The sequence below is a fragment of the Phenylobacterium sp. genome (assembly GCF_965284355.1).
In the GTDB taxonomy this organism is placed as follows: Bacteria; Pseudomonadota; Alphaproteobacteria; order Caulobacterales; family Caulobacteraceae; genus Phenylobacterium.
In genome coordinates, this window is record NZ_OZ260078.1 from 1,767,056 (window position 1) to 1,782,960 (window position 15,905).

Annotated in this window: 16 protein-coding genes; 9 read left to right on the top strand and 7 right to left on the bottom strand. The window is 69.1% G+C overall.

The window, feature by feature from the left end:
• Positions 1-45: 45 nt before the first annotated feature.
• The 4 genes from ACQ66R_RS08565 to ccmI are packed head-to-tail and all read right to left on the bottom strand — an operon-like array spanning position 46 to position 4,026.
• Entirely contained in the window at positions 46-498 is a 453-nt protein-coding gene (locus ACQ66R_RS08565) for a cytochrome c-type biogenesis protein (RefSeq protein WP_430421023.1), read from the bottom strand.
• On the bottom strand, positions 495-2,459 hold the full coding sequence (locus ACQ66R_RS08570) for a heme lyase CcmF/NrfE family subunit (protein WP_430421025.1): 1,965 nt from the start codon (positions 2,457-2,459) through the stop codon (positions 495-497). The genes ACQ66R_RS08565 and ACQ66R_RS08570 overlap by 4 nt, the downstream gene beginning before the upstream one ends.
• Positions 2,456-2,953 carry a cytochrome c maturation protein CcmE gene (ccmE, locus tag ACQ66R_RS08575; RefSeq protein ID WP_430421026.1) on the bottom strand — a complete coding sequence of 166 codons (498 nt, stop codon included), beginning with the start codon at positions 2,951-2,953 and terminating at the stop codon, positions 2,456-2,458. The genes ACQ66R_RS08570 and ccmE overlap by 4 nt, the downstream gene beginning before the upstream one ends.
• The gene (gene ccmI / locus ACQ66R_RS08580) at positions 2,950-4,026 is read right to left on the bottom strand and encodes a c-type cytochrome biogenesis protein CcmI (protein ID WP_430421028.1); all 1,077 of its coding nucleotides are present in this window, start codon (positions 4,024-4,026) and stop codon (positions 2,950-2,952) included. Before ccmI ends, ccmE begins: the two co-directional genes overlap by 4 nt.
• Positions 4,027-4,179: 153 nt before the next feature.
• Here ccmI and ACQ66R_RS08585 point away from each other — a divergent pair, with 153 nt between their 5' ends.
• Positions 4,180-4,731 carry an RcnB family protein gene (locus ACQ66R_RS08585; protein WP_430421030.1) on the top strand — a complete coding sequence of 184 codons (552 nt, stop codon included), beginning with the start codon at positions 4,180-4,182 and terminating at the stop codon, positions 4,729-4,731.
• Positions 4,732-4,733: 2 nt separating this feature from the next.
• Here the strand turns inward: ACQ66R_RS08585 and ACQ66R_RS08590 are convergent, their stop codons facing one another.
• On the bottom strand, positions 4,734-5,741 hold the full coding sequence (locus ACQ66R_RS08590) for a DUF4118 domain-containing protein (RefSeq protein WP_430421032.1): 1,008 nt from the start codon (positions 5,739-5,741) through the stop codon (positions 4,734-4,736).
• Positions 5,742-5,801: 60 nt separating this feature from the next.
• On the opposite strand from ACQ66R_RS08590, the gene ACQ66R_RS08595 reads away from it, so the two are divergent.
• The 5 genes from ACQ66R_RS08595 (at position 5,802) to ACQ66R_RS08615 (ending at position 11,734) form a co-directional block, all read left to right on the top strand.
• Positions 5,802-5,975 (top strand): hypothetical protein, encoded by a 174-nt coding sequence (locus ACQ66R_RS08595; RefSeq protein ID WP_430421034.1) that lies wholly within the window; start codon positions 5,802-5,804, stop codon positions 5,973-5,975.
• Positions 5,976-6,034: 59 nt separating this feature from the next.
• Complete coding sequence (locus tag ACQ66R_RS08600; RefSeq protein WP_430421036.1) at positions 6,035-7,672, top strand: amidohydrolase; 1,638 nt, start codon at positions 6,035-6,037, stop codon at positions 7,670-7,672.
• A gap of 88 nt (positions 7,673-7,760) precedes the next feature.
• Positions 7,761-8,255 carry a pyridoxamine 5'-phosphate oxidase family protein gene (locus ACQ66R_RS08605; protein WP_430421038.1) on the top strand — a complete coding sequence of 165 codons (495 nt, stop codon included), beginning with the start codon at positions 7,761-7,763 and terminating at the stop codon, positions 8,253-8,255.
• 288 nt (positions 8,256-8,543) lie between these two features.
• Positions 8,544-9,308 carry a Crp/Fnr family transcriptional regulator gene (locus tag ACQ66R_RS08610; protein WP_430421040.1) on the top strand — a complete coding sequence of 255 codons (765 nt, stop codon included), beginning with the start codon at positions 8,544-8,546 and terminating at the stop codon, positions 9,306-9,308.
• 275 nt (positions 9,309-9,583) lie between these two features.
• Positions 9,584-11,734, top strand: coding sequence for a M13 family metallopeptidase (locus tag ACQ66R_RS08615; RefSeq protein WP_430421042.1), 2,151 nt, complete (start codon positions 9,584-9,586; stop codon positions 11,732-11,734).
• Positions 11,735-11,884: 150 nt separating this feature from the next.
• Here ACQ66R_RS08615 and ACQ66R_RS08620 read toward each other — a convergent pair whose 3' ends face one another.
• Positions 11,885-13,096: a putative sulfate exporter family transporter gene (locus tag ACQ66R_RS08620; RefSeq protein WP_430421043.1), complete on the bottom strand. Its 1,212-nt coding sequence runs from the start codon at positions 13,094-13,096 to the stop codon at positions 11,885-11,887.
• Between the two features lie 326 nt (positions 13,097-13,422).
• Here ACQ66R_RS08620 and ACQ66R_RS08625 point away from each other — a divergent pair, with 326 nt between their 5' ends.
• The gene (locus ACQ66R_RS08625; RefSeq protein ID WP_430421045.1) at positions 13,423-13,650 is read left to right on the top strand and encodes a hypothetical protein; all 228 of its coding nucleotides are present in this window, start codon (positions 13,423-13,425) and stop codon (positions 13,648-13,650) included.
• Between the two features lie 188 nt (positions 13,651-13,838).
• Positions 13,839-14,333, top strand: a complete 495-nt coding sequence (locus tag ACQ66R_RS08630) for a YkgJ family cysteine cluster protein (RefSeq protein WP_430421047.1) — start codon at positions 13,839-13,841, stop codon at positions 14,331-14,333.
• On the opposite strand, the gene ACQ66R_RS08635 is transcribed toward ACQ66R_RS08630, so the two are convergent.
• Positions 14,330-14,719 (bottom strand): ArsR/SmtB family transcription factor, encoded by a 390-nt coding sequence (locus ACQ66R_RS08635; protein ID WP_430421048.1) that lies wholly within the window; start codon positions 14,717-14,719, stop codon positions 14,330-14,332. The genes ACQ66R_RS08630 and ACQ66R_RS08635 overlap by 4 nt on opposite strands.
• 439 nt (positions 14,720-15,158) lie before the next feature.
• Between ACQ66R_RS08635 and ACQ66R_RS08640 the strand changes: the two genes are divergently transcribed.
• Positions 15,159-15,854, top strand: a complete 696-nt coding sequence (locus tag ACQ66R_RS08640; protein WP_430421050.1) for a PEPxxWA-CTERM sorting domain-containing protein — start codon at positions 15,159-15,161, stop codon at positions 15,852-15,854.
• The last annotated feature ends 51 nt before the right edge of the window (positions 15,855-15,905 follow it).

Below are 15,905 nucleotides of genomic sequence, written 5' to 3' on the forward strand. Positions count from 1 at the left end.
GGTCACCGTGGCCATGCTTCGCGTCCAATATGGGGCGGGATCGTGTCAGGAGGCGTCGTCGTCCATCAAAGCGGCGATCCGCCTTTCCTCCACCGCGTCCAGCTCGGCGTCGGGCGCCCGCCTCCGCAGCCGCGCGAACAGCAACGCGATCCCGGCGGCGGCGACCAGGAACGGTCCCAGCCACAGCGCCATGTTGCCGGCCGAGAAGCTGGGGCGCAGCAGCACGAACTCGCCATAGCGGTCGGTCAGGAAGCTCTTGATCTCGGACTCGGATTTCCCTGCCTTGACCTGATCGCGGACGATGCGCCGCAGGTCCTGCGCCAGCTCGGCTTCGCTGTCGTCGATCGACTCGTTCTGGCAGACGAGGCAGCGGACATCGCGGAAGATCTCGCGGGCCGCGGCCTCCTGCTTGGGGTCGGGCAGACGTTCGGCCGGATCCGAGGCCGCGGCGATGCACGCCGCGCCCGCCAGCGCGATCAGAAGCGCGCGAAGCTTCACGCGGCCTGCTCCCGCCGTCGGCCGACGCCCAGGCGCAACCGGCGGTCCGAGAGCGAGACCAGCCCGCCCAGGCCCATCAGCACGGGTCCCACGAAGATCAGGCTGGCCCACGGGTTCCAGTAGGCGCGCACCAGATAGGTCCCACCCTCGCGCCGCTCGCCCAGCACCACATAGATGTGGCTGAGACCCTGGTAGCAGAGTCCCACTTCCGAGGTGGTCTGGCCGCCGGCGATGTAGAGCCGCCGTTCAGGCTGCACCCGGCAGATGGTCTGGCCCGCACGGTTGACGGTCAGGGCGCCGCGGTCGGCGTCGTAGTTCGGGCCCTCGACGGGTCGCACGTCGTCCAAGCGCACCGAATAGGCGCCCACGTTGACGCCGCCGCCGATCGGCACAGCCTCGGCCGCCTCGACCTTCCAGGTCACCTCGAACACCGCGCCCAGGACGAAGACGCCCAGGCCCAGGTGCGCGAGCGTCATGCCCCAGGCGCCGCGCGGCAGGCCGGCCAGGCGACGCAGGCTTTCGCCCGCGGGGGCGCGGAAGGCCCGCGTGCGCTCGACCAGTTCGGCCAGGGCGCCGGCGATCAGCCAGGCGCCGAGCGCTACGCCCGCCGCGCCGAACGCCTTCTTCGGGCTGACCAGCGCGATGGTAAGCAGGCCTGCCCCGGCCGCGATCAGCAGGGCGACCCACAGCCGCTGGATCAGGCCCCCCGCGTCGCCCCGCTTCCACGCCAGCAGCGGCCCGGCCGGGACCAGAACCAGCAGCGCCACCATCAGCGGGGTGAAGGTCAGGTTGAAGTAGGGCGGCCCCACCGAGATCGCCTCGCCGGTCATCGCCTCGCGGATCAGCGGGTACAGCGTGCCCAGCAGCACCGTGGCCGTCGCGGCGGCCAAGAGGATGTTGTTCATCACCAGCGCGCTCTCGCGGCTGATGGGCGCGAACATGCCGCCCTGGCTGAGCGTGGGCGCCCGCCAGGCGAAGAGGGTGAAGCCTACACCCGCGGTGAACCCCAGGATAATCAGGAGCAGCACGCCGCGCGTCGGGTCGACCGCGAAGGCGTGGACCGACGTCAGCACGCCCGAGCGCACCAGGAACGCGCCCAGCATCGAGAACGAAAAGGCGGCCAGCGCCAGGAACACGGTCCAGCCGGCCATAGCCCCGCGCTTCTCGGTGACGATGGACGAGTGCAGCAGCGCCGTGGCGATCAGCCAGGGCATGAAGCTGGCGTTCTCCACCGGGTCCCAGAACCACCAGCCGCCCCAGCCCAGCTCGTAGTAGGCCCAGAAGGACCCCAGGGTGATGCCGACGGTCAGCATGCTCCACGCCGCCAGCGTCCAGGGCCGGACCCAGCGCGACCAGGCGGCGTCCACGCGGCCTTCGATCAGGGCGGCGACCGCCAGCGAGAACACCACCGACAGACCGACATAGCCCGCATAGAGGAAGGGCGGATGGACGGCGAGCGCGGGGTCCTGGAGCAGCGGGTTCAGCGAGCGGCCCTCGGCCGGCGCCTGCGCGAGCCGCGCCAGGGGGTTCGAGGCGAAGACGGTGTAGGCCAGGAACACGACGCCCAGCGTCCCCTGGGTCGCCACGGTCAGCGCCCGCAGGCCGCGCGGCAGGTCGCGGCCCAGGCCGGCCACCGCGGCGCCGAAACCGGTCAGCGCCAGGCACCACAGCAGCATCGAGCCCTCGTGGCTCCCCCACGTGCCGGCGACCCGGTACAGCAGCGGCTTGGCCGAATGCGAGTTGGCGGCGACGTTCGCCACCGAAAAGTCCGACACGACGAAGGCGTGCATCAGGGCCGCGAACGCCACAGCCACGGCGGCGAACGCGCCCAGCGCCGCGCCCTCGCCCGCCCCGGCCAGCGCCGCCGAACGGCGGACGCGGGCGGCGGCCGAGAGCCCCACCTGTGCGACCGAAAGCGCCAGCGCCAGGATGAGCGCGAAGGCGCCGATCTCCGAGATCATATGCCGCTCTTGCCGGGCGTTCCGTACGCAGGCGGCGGCGCGCCGTCACCGCGCCATTCGCCCTGTTCCTTCAGGGCGTCGGCGACTTCCTTGGGCATGTAGGTCTCATCGTGCTTGGCCAGCACGCGCTTGGCCTCGAAGATCCCGTCGTGACGGTAAGCGCCCTCGGCTATGATCCCCTGACCCTCACGGAACAGGTCGGGCAGGTCGCCCTGGAAGACCACGCGGTCAGCGGCGATCTGGTCCTGGACGGTGAATTCGACGCGGCCGTCCGCGTGCTTGAGCACCGACCCCGCCTTGACCAGCCCGCCCAGCTGGATCGCCCGGCCCGGTGCGGGCTTGGCCTCGGCCGCCTGCGAGGGCGTGTAGAACAGCGAGATCGAGTCTCGCATCCCCCACAGGGTCAGGCCCACGGCGACGGCGACCACCGGGGCGATCACCGACAGGAGCAGAAGGCGGGTCCGCGCCTTGCGGGATTTCGGCAGGAAACTCATTGCATCTGTTCCGCGCGAGCGGCCTCATCCAACTGTTGCACCACCTGCGGCTGACCTGCGTAGCGCGCCCGTGCGCTGGCGTAGGCTTCGTCGCGTTTCGCAGTATCGCCCAGGACGGCGTAAGCGCGAACCAGCCGCACCCAGCCTTCCGGATTTTCAGGGTTCGTCTTTAGCTTGGCGGCGAGGCCCGCGACCATGCCCTGGATCATCGCCTGCTGGGCCGGATCGCGCACCGGCTCGGACTCGCCTCGGATCCGCGCGATGGAGGCCTCGACAGCGCCGCGGCGCTCGTCCGCGGCGGGCATGTCGGCCAGCAGCGCCTGGAGCTCGGACACCGCCTGGTCCTTGCGGCCTGCGTCGGCCTTGGCCTGCGCCAGGAAGAAGCGGGCGCTGGGATTGCCGGGCTGCAGCGCCGCGAGGCGTCCGAAGGCGACGGCGGCATTGGCGTCGACCTTGCCGCCGGCCGCCACGATCTCGGCCTCGCCCAGCATCTGCCAGATTTCGGGCCGCTGCGGCGCCAGTTCGCTGGCCTTGCGAAGCGCGCGCACGGCGCCCAGCGGATTCTGAGCCGCGCCTTCCACCATGCCCAGCAGGCGGAAGCCCTCGGCGTCGCGCGGCCGTTCGCTGGTCACCTGCCGCAGGACCGCCGCCGCCTGCGGCGGGGTCAGCTGCATCAGGTCGCCGGCCCGCCAGGCCGCAAGCCGCTGAGCGTAGGGCTGATCGGGGACGCCCGGCGAGCCCAGGTTCAGGTAGAGGCCCAGGGCGGCGGCCGGCGCCGCGGCGACGGCCAGCAGCACCGCGCCACGCGCCTTCGTGTCCGGGGTCCAGGGCTGGACCGGCGCGTCGGCGGCCGACAGCAGCCGCCGGGCCGCCTCGGCGTGCGCGCTCTTGCGCTCGGGTTCGCCCATCAGGCCGCGTTCGGCCAGTTCGTCGATCTCGCCCAGTTGGCGGCGATAGAGCGCCTGCGCCGGATCGGCGTCGGCCGCGCCGGTCGCCGCGCCCGCGGCGCGCATCAGGATCAACGCCGCCGCCGCCGCGGCGAGGACGCCGGCCAAAGCCCAGAAGAGGAACATGAGTAGCGCGTTTATCGGAAAGCGGTGGCGTAAGCGAGGCGCCGTGCAGCCGCGGCGCAGATGAACCGAACCTGACCGCGGGAGTTCAGAGCGGGTTCAGTCCGCAAGGCGCTCCTTAGCCGCCGTTGGGGGCATGAGTATCGAGGAGTCGTCATGAAGCACTTTCTGTACGCCGCCGTCGCCCTGGCCACCGTGGCCGCGCCCGTGGCCGCCGCGGCCCAGCCCCACGGCAATGCCTATGGCCAGGAGCGCCGCGAAGACCGCCGGGAACTGCGGGAAGATCGTCGTGAGCTGCGCGAAGATCGCCGCGACGCGGCGCGCGACGGTCGCATCACCCCCCGCGAAGCCCGGGAACTGGAGCGCGACCGCCGCGAGGTGCGCCAGAGCCAGCGCGAGGTCCGCTACAACCGCGCCCGCGCCGACACCTGGCGCGGCCGGGCGGAATGGCGTGACTACCGCGGCGCGCGTCGCGGGCAGTGGTACGCGCCCGGCTACGGCTACCGGCCCTACTATTCGCAGGGCTACAGCTACCGCCCGGGCCGCTACGTGCCCGTGGCCTACCGCGGCTACTATGTGCAGGACCCCTACTACTACGGCCTGCGCGCGCCGCCCCGCGGTCACCGATGGGTCTACGCCGACGGCAATTTCGTCCTGATGGCTGTGGCCACCGGCCTGATCGCCAGCGTGGTCGCCAACGGCTACTAGCCTTAGTGCAGCGTCGCGGCCGACCTGATGTCGGCCGCGGCCCCGCGCGGGATCGAAAGCACCAGCGCCGATCCCGTCGCGTCGGTTCGAAGCGCCACCGCCGCGCCCAGCTGCTCGGTCATCGCGCGGAGCAGATAGCCGTTCGTCACCGAGACCAGCGCGCCCTCGGCGTTATCGACACCCTGGGAGATCGCCACCTCAGTTTGCCGTCCCCGGGCGTCCAGGCGCAGTCTGAGCGTCCCGCCCACGCCCGCGTCGAACAGCGCCGAGAGACATTCGGCCAGGGCCACGCCCAGCGACGTCGCCTCCTCCACATCCAAACACAGACCCGAGGGGTCGACCAGCACCCGATCGGTCGGCTCGTTGCGCGCCGCGCACACCGCGCGCGCCAGGGCCGCGGCGAAGTCGTCGAAGGCGACCGCATCATCGCCCCGCCCGCCCAGTTCGCGATGGACGCGGCTGATCAGCAGCGATCGCTCCATGGCCCGCTTGAGGCTGTCGGCCACCTGTGGCTCAGGCTCGCCCTTGGCCTGCAGGGCCAGCACGCCGGCCACCAGCCGCATGTGATGGCTCATCCGATCGTTGAGCTCGCGAAACAGGCCGGCATGGCTGTCGGCCACGGCCTGCGCCCGGCCCAGTTCGCGCGACACCGCCCGCAGGGCCCCGGTCAGCCCGGTGATCAGGCCGATGATCACCGTGCAGGTGACGGCGAAGAACACGAAGCCGGCGATGACGTTCGGCGCGTCCTTCCAGTCGAAGGCCGGTTCCACGAAGAACCAGTACGCCAGCGCTGCAGATCCCGTCGCCGCCGCGATCGCCGGCCAGCGACCGAACGCATAGGCGGACAGAATGACGGCGGGATAGAACGCGGAATAGGCAAGGCTGCCGCCCAGGGCGCCCTGCATGGGAAGGCGAATGAGGAAGGCGCACGCCACAAGACCGGCCGTCGCCACCCACGGGAGCGCCGCCCGGCCACGCCGACCCAGACGCTCGGAAACCCAGGAGATCATGCGTCTGGGTCTAGCACAGGCCGCCGGGCCGTGCTTCACGATCCAGCAACAAGGTGCGGAATGAACGATCGCGACGTCTACCTGAAGCTGGCGGCGGTGGCCGAGGAGCTGATGAGGCTTGCCGATGAGGCCGAGACCTTTGTCGGTGAGACCGCCCTCAAGCACGCCGCGACCACCGTCGCGGGCACCGCGCAGGCGATCTATGAGCATGCGTTAGGCGGCGAGAGCCACTGATCGGAGCCTGTTGGCGCGGTCGCTGGCGCTGGTGGAAATCGGCCGCTAGCTTCGCCGCCATGAAGCTCAACCCCGCCGTCCTGCTCGCGTCCGTCCTCGTCGCGTCCCCCGCGCTCGCCCAGCCGGCCGACCTCGTAGTCTGGGGCGGCCCCGTCTACACCAACGCCACGCCGGCCACCGCCGAGGCCGTGGCGGTCAAGGACGGCAAGATCGTCTTCGTGGGCTCGCGCGCGGCGGCCCAGTCCCACCTGGGCAAGGCCACGACGGTCGTCGACCTGAAGGGCGCGGCGCTCTTTCCCGGCTTCACCGACAGCCATGCCCACCTGCGCGGCATCGGTGAGCGCGAGCTGCAGCTGAACCTGGAGGGCTCGAAGTCCGCCGCCGAGGTCGTGGCGCGGCTGAAGGCCTATCTGGAAGCGCGCAGGCCGACGGGCGTGGTGTTCGGCCGCGGCTGGATCGAGACGGGCTGGCCCGAGGGCCGCTTCCTCGAGCGCGGCGACCTCGACGCCGTGGCGCCCGACCAGCCGGTGCTGCTGGGCCGCGCCGACGGCCATGCGATCGTCGCCAATTCGGCGGCGCTGAAGGCCGCCGGGATCGACGAAAACACCCCGGCGCCGGCCGGCGGCGAGATCCTCAAGGACAAGGCCGGCAAGCCCACGGGCATGCTGGTCGACAACGCCATGGCGCTGGTCCGCAAGCTGCAGACCGCCCCCACCGAAGCCGACCGTCGCGCCGCGTTCGACGCCGCCTTCAAGGTCGAGGCCGCCTATGGCTGGACCGGCGTCCATTCGATGAGCGTGGCCTGGGACGACGTGCGGCTGCTGGAGGCCCTGAACGCCGAGGGCAGGACGCCGCTGCGGGTCTACAACGCCGTCGACGTGGGCCAGGCGGGCCCGCTGTTCGCCGAAGGGCCGCGCAAGACCCGCGACGGCCTGATCGTGACCCGGGCCATCAAGATGTACACCGACGGGGCCCTGGGCTCACGCGGGGCCGCGCTGTTCGAACCCTACTCCGACGCCCCCGGCACGACGGGTCTGATCCTGACCCCGCCGGAGGGAATGCGCGAGGCGATGGCCAAGGCCAAGGCGGCGGGGATTCAGGTGGCCGCCCACGCTATCGGCGACCGCGGCAACGCCAGCGTCCTCGACCTGATGGCCGAACAGAAGCCTGACGGCCTGCGCTGGCGGATCGAGCATGCCCAGGTGGTGCGACCCGCAGACCTGCCCCGCTTCCGCACGCTCGGGGTCGTCGCGTCGATGCAGCCCAGCCACGCGATCGGCGACCTGCACTTCGCCCCCGCTCGCCTGGGCGACAAGCGCCTAGACGGCGCCTATGCCTGGGAGACGCTGATCAAGTCGGGCGCGGTGGTCGCCGGCGGCTCGGATGCGCCGGTGGAGCGCGGCGATCCGCTGATCGAGTTCTACGCCGCCGTGGCCCGCAAGGACCTCTCCGGCTTCTCGGCCCCGAACTGGCGCCCGCAAGAGGCGCTGAGCCGGGCCGAGGCGCTGAAGCTCTTCACCTCGAACGCGGCCTACGCCCGCTTCTCCGAGGGCGAGCTCGGCACGATCCAGGTGGGTCGGATCGCCGACCTGTCGGGATTCTCGGTCGACCTGATGACGGCGCCGGAAGCGGCGATCCCCAAGGGCCACGCCGTGCTCACGGTCGTGGGCGGCAAGGTGGTCTACCGCAAGCCGTAGCGCGTCTCTCCACACGGCGGCGGGCGACCAGGGAACGCGGGACGCGTCCGCGGGTTTGGGCTCCACCCCCGAACCGCGGAGACATCGCATGACCGATCACCTGACGAACGACGAAGTCCAGGAGCGCCTTTGGAAGGCCGTGGACGATCACCACACGGGCATGCTGGGCCTGACGCATGACAGCCATCACTTCCAGCCGATGACCGCCTTCGTCGAGAAGGACACGAACACGCTATGGTTCTTCACCAAGAGCGACACCGACCTGGCCCAGGCGATCGCCTCAGGCGCCAACGATGCGGCGTTCATCTTCCTGGATCGCAAGCTGCAGGCCTGCATCGACGGCCGCATCAGCCTGGCGCACGACAAGGCGCGGATCGACAAGTACTGGAACGTCCACGTCGCCGCCTGGTACCCCGAAGGCAAGGACGATCCCTCGCTCACCCTGCTTCGCCTGGACGTCAGCGAAGCCGCCGTATGGGTCTCGGAGGGCGGGCTTCTGAAGTACGCCTTTGAAGTGGCCAAGGCGAACGCCACCAAGAGCATCCCCGACATCGGCGAGCGGCGCGACGTCAGCTTCCAGTAACGACCGGTACACAACGCCGTCGCGACGCCAGTAAAGACTCGGCGGCGCGGCGCGTTTGCAGAAATTGATGACACCCTGCTCGGATCAGAATCGGGTCAGGCCATGAGTTGCGTCGGCTATCCGACACGCAGCCAAGCTATCCGAGCAGGTCAGCGCTTATCGGCCGCCCCAGGGTGGCCGTGTCTTTTCCACCGCGACTTGCAACGAGTGTCGAGTTCTCGACAGTTTTTGTGACGACGCATCGATAACTTGAAACCTGAGCCGTCCAACGGCGTTTCATCTCCCCTGATGCAGAGGCCCGTCACCGCGTTGCAGAACAGCCTGCTGGAAGCGCTCCCGGCTGAGGATTTCGCCCGGATCGCGCACCACCTCGCCTCGGTGGAGCTCGAGCGCGGGCGCCTGCTCTACGAGCCCGGCGACGACATCGACGTCATCTACTTCCCCCACGACGGCGTCATCTCGCTGATGACGCTGATGGAGAATGGGGCCGCGATCGAAAGCACCACCATCGGGCCCGAGGGAGCTCTGGGGTTGATGGCCGCCGTGGCGCCGCGTCAGTCGCTATCCCGGGCGATCGTCCAGACGCCGCTGCGCGCTTCGCGCATCGCCGCCGACCGCCTGCACGAGGCGTGGGAGAAGAGCCCGACGCTGCGCAGGCTGATCGATCGGCACACCGAGGCGCTGTACGGACACGCGATCCAGTCGGTCGCCTGCAACGCGCTCCATTCGGTGGAGGCGCGGTTCTGTCGCTGGCTGCTCACCTGCCACGACCGCATCTCGAGCGACACGGTCGCTCTGACCCAGGAGTTCCTGGCCGACATGCTGGGCGTGCAGCGCACCACCGTGACCGCCGTCGCCCGCTCGCTGCAGGACAAGGGCCTCATCCGCTACCGCCGCGGCGTGGTGGACATCATCGACCGTCCGGGCCTGCTGACGCTGACCTGCGAGTGCTACGGCGTCATCCGGGGCAACTATCAGCGCCTGATGGGCGTCCCGGCGGGCAAGAACGGCCTTCGGGCGAATCACCGCGAACCGTTCGGCTCGGCGAACTAGCCGCCCGCGCGCCGCAGGCGCTGTCGTTTGGACGTACGGAGAACACGGAACACTGAACACGGATGCCGGCTTAAGGCGCGGAGCCTTTTCCGTGTCATTCCGTGTTTTCCGTGGTTCCAATCTACGGCGCTGGCGCGCCATCGCGGTTGAAGGGCTGATGGCCAGCGACGCACGTCCGTCGCGGCGCCATTGCATGGGATCGAAATTCCTCGTTTCTTGCGCGACCTGAACGGTTCCGCCCGAAACCGCCGCTCGCTTCCACAGAGAAAAGACCGATGATCTCCCAGACGCGCAAAATCCTGCTGTCGGCAGCCGGCGCCGCCGCGCTGGTGCTGGCCGCCCAGCCCGCCCTCGCCGAAGATCGCGCGTGCCTGGATGACGGGTGCACGATGCAGGCGCTGTTCGAGGCCGCGGACGCGCCGTCAGGCGCCGCAAGTTCCCTGGCCTCCCCCAGCTACGGGACCTGGGGCTTCGATCTCTCAGGCATGGACCGCTCGGTGAAGCCCGGCGACGACTTCTTCAAGTTCGCCAACGGCGCCTGGTACGACCGCACCGAGATCCCGGCGGACCAGACCAATGTGGGCGCCTTCAACGCCCTGCGCGTGCTGTCCGAGGCCCGCGTGCACGCGATTCTCGAAGACGCGGCGGCCGGAAAGCTGACCGACCCGGATGCGACCCGCATCGCCGCCGGCTATGCGGCCTACATGAACGAGGCGCTGGCCGAGAAGCTGGACGCCAAACCGATCGCCGCCGAGCTCAGCGAGATCCGCAAGGTCAAGACGAAGGCCGAATTCACGAAGCTGATGGGCAAGACCATGCCCGGCGCCGGCCGCGGCAACGACGGCGTGGGCTACTCGACGATCCTGGGCGTTTCGGTGAACGCCGACGCGAAGAACCCGACCCGCTATGCTGTCTATGCGGGCACGAGCGGCCTGGGGCTGCCCGACCGCGACTACTACCTGCAGCCCGCCTTCGCGGAGAAGAAGGCGAAGTACGAGGCCTATGTCGTCCAACTGCTGACCATGATCGGCTGGGACAAGCCCGCCGAGAACGCCAAGGCCGTCGTCGCCTTCGAGACCGCCCTGGCGCAGGCCAGCTGGAGCCGCATCCAGCGCCGCGACCGCGACAAGACCTATCAGCCCAAGACCCTGGCCGAGCTGGCCGAACTGACGCCGGGCTTCGACTGGAAGGTCTTCATGGCCTCGGCCGGCCTGCCCGCGACGGTCGACCGGGTGATCGTCACCTCCGACACGGCGTTCCCGAAGTACGCCCAGGTCTACGCCGACACCCCGCTGGAGACGCTGAAGGCCTGGCAGGCGTTCCAGCTCACCAACGACGCCGCGCCCTATCTCTCGAAGCGCTTCGTGGAGGCCAGCTACGCGTTCAACGACAGGGAGCTGCAGGGCCAGCCCGAGCTGAAGGCGCGCTGGAAGCGGGCGTCGACTTTCATGGACAACACCTTGGGCGAGGCCGTGGGCCGCATCTATGTCGCCCGCTGGTTCCCGGCCGAGTCCAAGGCCAAGATGGACCTGCTGGTCGCCGACATCCGCACGGCGCTGAAGGCCCGCATCGAGAAGCTGAACTGGATGGGTCCCGAGACCCGCGCACGGGCCGACGAGAAGCTCTCCAAGTTCACCGTCAAGATCGGCTACCCCACCGCCTGGCGCGACTATTCCAAGCTGACCTTCAAGGCGGACGATCTCTACGGCAACGCGGCGCGGGCCGACGCCTTCGAATGGCAGCGCCGCATCGCCCGCCTGAACGGTCCGGTCGACAAGTCCGAGTGGGGCATGACGCCATCGACGGTGAACGCCTACTACAACTCCACCAACAACGAGATCGTGTTCCCTGCGGCGATCCTGCAGGCGCCGTTCTTCCATCCGGATGCGGATCCGGCCGTGAACTACGGCGGCATCGGCGGGGTGATCGGCCACGAGATCAGCCACGGCTTCGACGACCAGGGCCGCAAGTCGGACGGCGACGGCGTGCTCCGCGACTGGTGGACCGCCGAAGACGCCGCCAAGTTCCAGGCTCAGGCCATGCGGCTGGGCGCCCAGTACTCGGCCTTCGAGCCCCTGCCCGGCCACAAGGTGCAGGGCGCGCTGACCATGGGCGAGAACATCGGCGACATGGGCGGCCTGTCGTTGGCGCTGGACGCCTACCGAGCCTCGCTGAAGGGCCAGCCGGCCCCGGTCCTGGACGGGATGACGGGCGACCAGCGGGTGTTCCTGGGCTGGGCGCAAGTCTGGCGGGCCAAGATGCGCGACGACGCGCTGAAGCAGCGCCTGGTCTCCGACCCGCACTCGCCTTCGTACTACCGGGTCAACGGCACCATCCGGAACATCCCCGGCTGGTACTCGGCCTGGAACGTCCAGCCGGGTGACAAGCTGTATGTCGCGCCGTCCGAGCGGGTCGATATCTGGTAGGGCTTTCCCTCCCCCTTGTGGGGAGGGACAGACCGCGCAGCGGTCAGGGTGGGGGAGTCAGGATCAAGCTCCGACGCCGCGCCTCGGCCCACACTTCCCCACCCTGCTCGCCTTCGGCGAGCTGTCCCTCCCCATTAAGGGAGGGAAGGATCAGGAAACGAACTGCGCCGCGCCGAACGCCAGGCCGCAGAGCAGCGCGGTCTGGCAGGCGAGAGCCGCCAGCGGACGCCAGCCCATGCTCTTCAGGCCCGAGATTGAGGTCTTGGCGCCCACGGCCACCACGCCGGCGCCGATCAGCATGTTCGAGGCGAAGGTCGCGGCCGGCAGGATGGCCTCCGGAACCAGCCCCGCCGTGCGCGCGCCGGCCAGGGCGAAGAAGGCGATGACGAAGCCCGGCAGCAGCGCCGCCCGGCCCACGCCCTTGGCCGCGGCGTCACGCGCGGCGCTGGCGAACGACCAGGCCACCGTCGCCACCACCAGGGCCAACAGCGACACGCGGACCAGCTTCACGGTGACGGCCAGATCGCCCACCTGCGGCGAGACCGAGTAGCCGGCGCCGGCCACCTGGGCCACGTCATGGATCGAGGCGCCCAGGAACACGGCCACAGCCTGCGGCGGCAGCCCCGCCCAGTGCGCCAGCGCCGGGTAGGCCAGCATCGCCAGGGTCGAGAGCGTCGCGACGACCGCGATCACATAGCCGGTCTGCTTCTCGGCCTCGGGACCCTTGGGCAGCACCGTGGCGACCGCCATCGCCGCCGAGGCGCCGCAGATGGCCGTGGCGCTGGCCGACAGGACCGCGAACCCGCGCGGCAGGCCGAACAACCGGCCCACGCCCGAACCCAGCGCCAGGGTCAGGGCCACGCAGCCCAGCACCAGCATCAGCGTCTGCAGCCCCAGCCCGGCGATGTCGCCAAGCGCGATACGAAGGCCCAGCAAGGCCACGCCAGCCCGCAGCAACGGCCGCTCGGCGATCTTCATGCCGGGCGTCAGGTCGATCCGGCCCGCCAGCGGCGCGCCGATCAGGAAGCCCGCGATCAACGCCAGCGGCGCGACGGGTATGTGGAAGATCTGCCCGATCCAGGTCGCCGCGCCCGTCAGCAGGGCCGCCATCGCCAGGCCCGGGACCCAGGTCGGCATCGGCTTGCGCGCGGGCCGGGCGACCGTGCGGTGCGTGACCATCCGCTCGTGCAGCGCGCGGATGCGGCGGCTGCCCGTGGTCTGGAACGCGAAGGGGAACAGGCCGTGCAGGAAACAGCAGATCGCGCCCAGGGCCATGGAGCCGGCGAAGCTGGACGCTTGGCCCAGGTGCTGGAAGTAGGTCTCGCCGACCGACTCCGGATGCTTCGTGAACGCCTTGAGCATGGCCCCACTCCCGCCCGCAAGAAACGAGGTTCAAGGGTGACGGACCGGGCGGGAATATCATTGCCGATGTTCCGGCCGCCGCGGCCGGATCGGAGAAACCTGTTCTCCACATGCCCCCGCAGCCGGAACGGCTGCCTCCCCGCGCGTTCAGAAGGCCTGCTGAAGTCCTAACGCGGCCTGAGTCGCCTCACGAGCGTCGCCTCGACCCTGGGGGTCTCGCAAAGGTCGGGCGGGCGGCTGAAGTTAATCATTCCTGAAAACACTCCGGAAAGCGCGGCGGCGGACAGTTGCCGAGGTCTTAACCCTTGCAAGCTGGTCACCACGTCATGCAGTTCGTCGCCCTCCCCGTGGCCGGTTCCGGTGGCCGGGAAGTCCTGATCAATCCCGAGCAGGTCGTCTGCATCATGGATGCGGGCGAGAAGCGGACGCAGATCGTCACGACCGGCCTGTCGACCGAGTCCTCCATCAGTATTGTGGTCGCCCTGAGTGTGCGCGAGGCCGGTCTGCGGCTTTGCGGCGCCATCGTCCACGACGCCACGGGGCTGGCGAGCTAGAGCGGCCCGTTCCGCAACTCTCGCCAACGCTCCGGGGATCCCCCGAAACTCGGAGCGGCCTCGCGGGGGAGGAGCAGGCCGTCCCCGGTTCCTCCCCCGACCAGTCTCGCGCAAAGAGTCTCTCTTTGCCCTTCGCCGCAGTCTCCGCTACCCGGTGGGGCATGGAACGCTCCTGCGGACCCTGCAGCATGTGCTGCAAGCTTCTCTACGTGCGCGAGCTTGCGAAGCCGGCTTGCGTGTGGTGCGAGCACGCGATCCCCGGCAAGGGCTGCGGGGTCTACGAGACCCGCTGGGACGTCTGCCGCGAGTTCAAATGCAGCTGGCTTCGCGACGCGAGGTTCCCCGATGCATGGCGGCCCGACAAGTCGGGCATGATCGTCCGCGAGATGGATGGCCGCACGGTCCGGATCGACGTCGAGCCGGCCAGACCCGACGCTTGGAAGCGCAAGCCGTTCTACGACCATATCAAGCAGTGGGCGGTCCAGGCGCTGGCCAATCGCGGCGCGGTGGTGGTCACCATCGGCGACAAGACGACCATCGTGTTTCCTGAGGCCGACGTGCCGATCGGGCTATCCGAAGACGTCGATGCCTTCGTCGGCGGGTATGAACTCCGGAACGGCCAGCGCCGACCTTACGTCCGCGTGACCCGGCCCGACGGCAGCACCGCTCACATCCCCGGCTAGCAGCAATCCTCGCGCTTTGAGTGGACCTGTCGCTCCTCGTAGGAGCCGCCCTCACTGCTCGCCTTCAGCAACCTCGCCAAGAAGGGTGAACCGAGGTCGGCCCGACCATCGCGGCAGCCCTGGAGCAGATACTCGAGCAACTCTCCGAAATGTCCGTACGACACGGCATAAATGATCGAGCGGCCGTCGCGGCGCGGGACAATCAGCCCACAGCTCGCCAAGATGCTGAGATTGCTCGACGAGGTGTTCTGGAGCATCCCGGTCCGCCGCGCGATCTCGCCCGCCGGAATCCCCTCAGGCCCGGCCTCGATCAGCAGACGAAACGCCGCCAGCCGGCCCTCGTGGCCCAGCGCGGCAAGCGATTTGGCGGCGACCCCGTTGTCCATGAATATTCCCGCGCCGCCCGCCTCTTTAGATGCGACTGGATCTCAAGATTTGAATAGCGCGCCTCGGGGATCGCGTCGACCGGCGTCTCTGCGTTGTCCCATGCACGCGCCCGCTTGGGCGATTCCCGTCCAGAGCGCCTGACTCACGCGCTGTTTTCCCCAATTCGAGTAGCTGGCGCAGAGCCTTCCCGGGACAGCAGGCAGAGAACTATCTTATTGTAATATCATCATAATATTTTCTACCGCTACCGTGGGTCGCACCCTACTCGGCCACATTCAATTCTAGGTCAGCGCGGTGGCCTCGAGGGATTCCCCTTGGGAGGCGAACGTCCCTCTGCACTCCATCACTTCATGATACGTTGATATTTCGATAAATGCCTGTGGTGCTCCAATGAACATGAAGAAGAGTCTGCTCAACTGTGCGGCAGTTGCTGGAGCGGTGGCTGCCCTTGCCGCAGCCGGGCCCGCCCTTGCCCTGACGTGGGAGTCCGAACTCGACTTCCGCGACGGCGATACGAACGACGCGGACGCGCCTTACGGCAAGGTCGTGCTTGAGGAACTGGACGCCAACAACGTGAAGGTCACGGTCACCCTGACCAACGCGGCGTCGAAGTTCATCAACACCGGCGGCCCGCACGATCCGTTCCTGTTCAACCTGAACAACACCACGTCGACCGGCGTGATCAACGCACCTGTCGATACGTTCGTTTGGGGCGGCCAAGCCGGCGGCCCGTTCACCGCGACCCCGTTCGGTGACTTCACGAACGTCATCAAGTGCTGCAACGCCAAGAACGGCGAAAAGAACGGCGACGCGCCGCCGCTGGTCTTCACCGTTACAAACCTGGGCGGTCTGACCTTCGCGGGCGTCGGCGCCACGTTCAACTCGAGCGGTCTCCTGACCGGCGAGGGCACTGGCAACCGCTTCGCATCGAACGCGGGCGGCTGGTGGTTCTCCGCCGACATCTATGACGGCGCCAGCGGCCTGACCTATAATGTCGTGGCTCGGGACGCCATCTGTCGAGGCGATGGGTGTACGACAACCGTCGTGCCCGAGCCAAACACATGGGCGCTCATGATCCTCGGGTTCGGCGCGGCTGGAGCCATGATCCGACGCCGGAAGACCGCCTTCGCCTAGACAGCGACGACTGGACGAGACTGAAAAGCCCCAGCCTCAAACGCCGGGGCT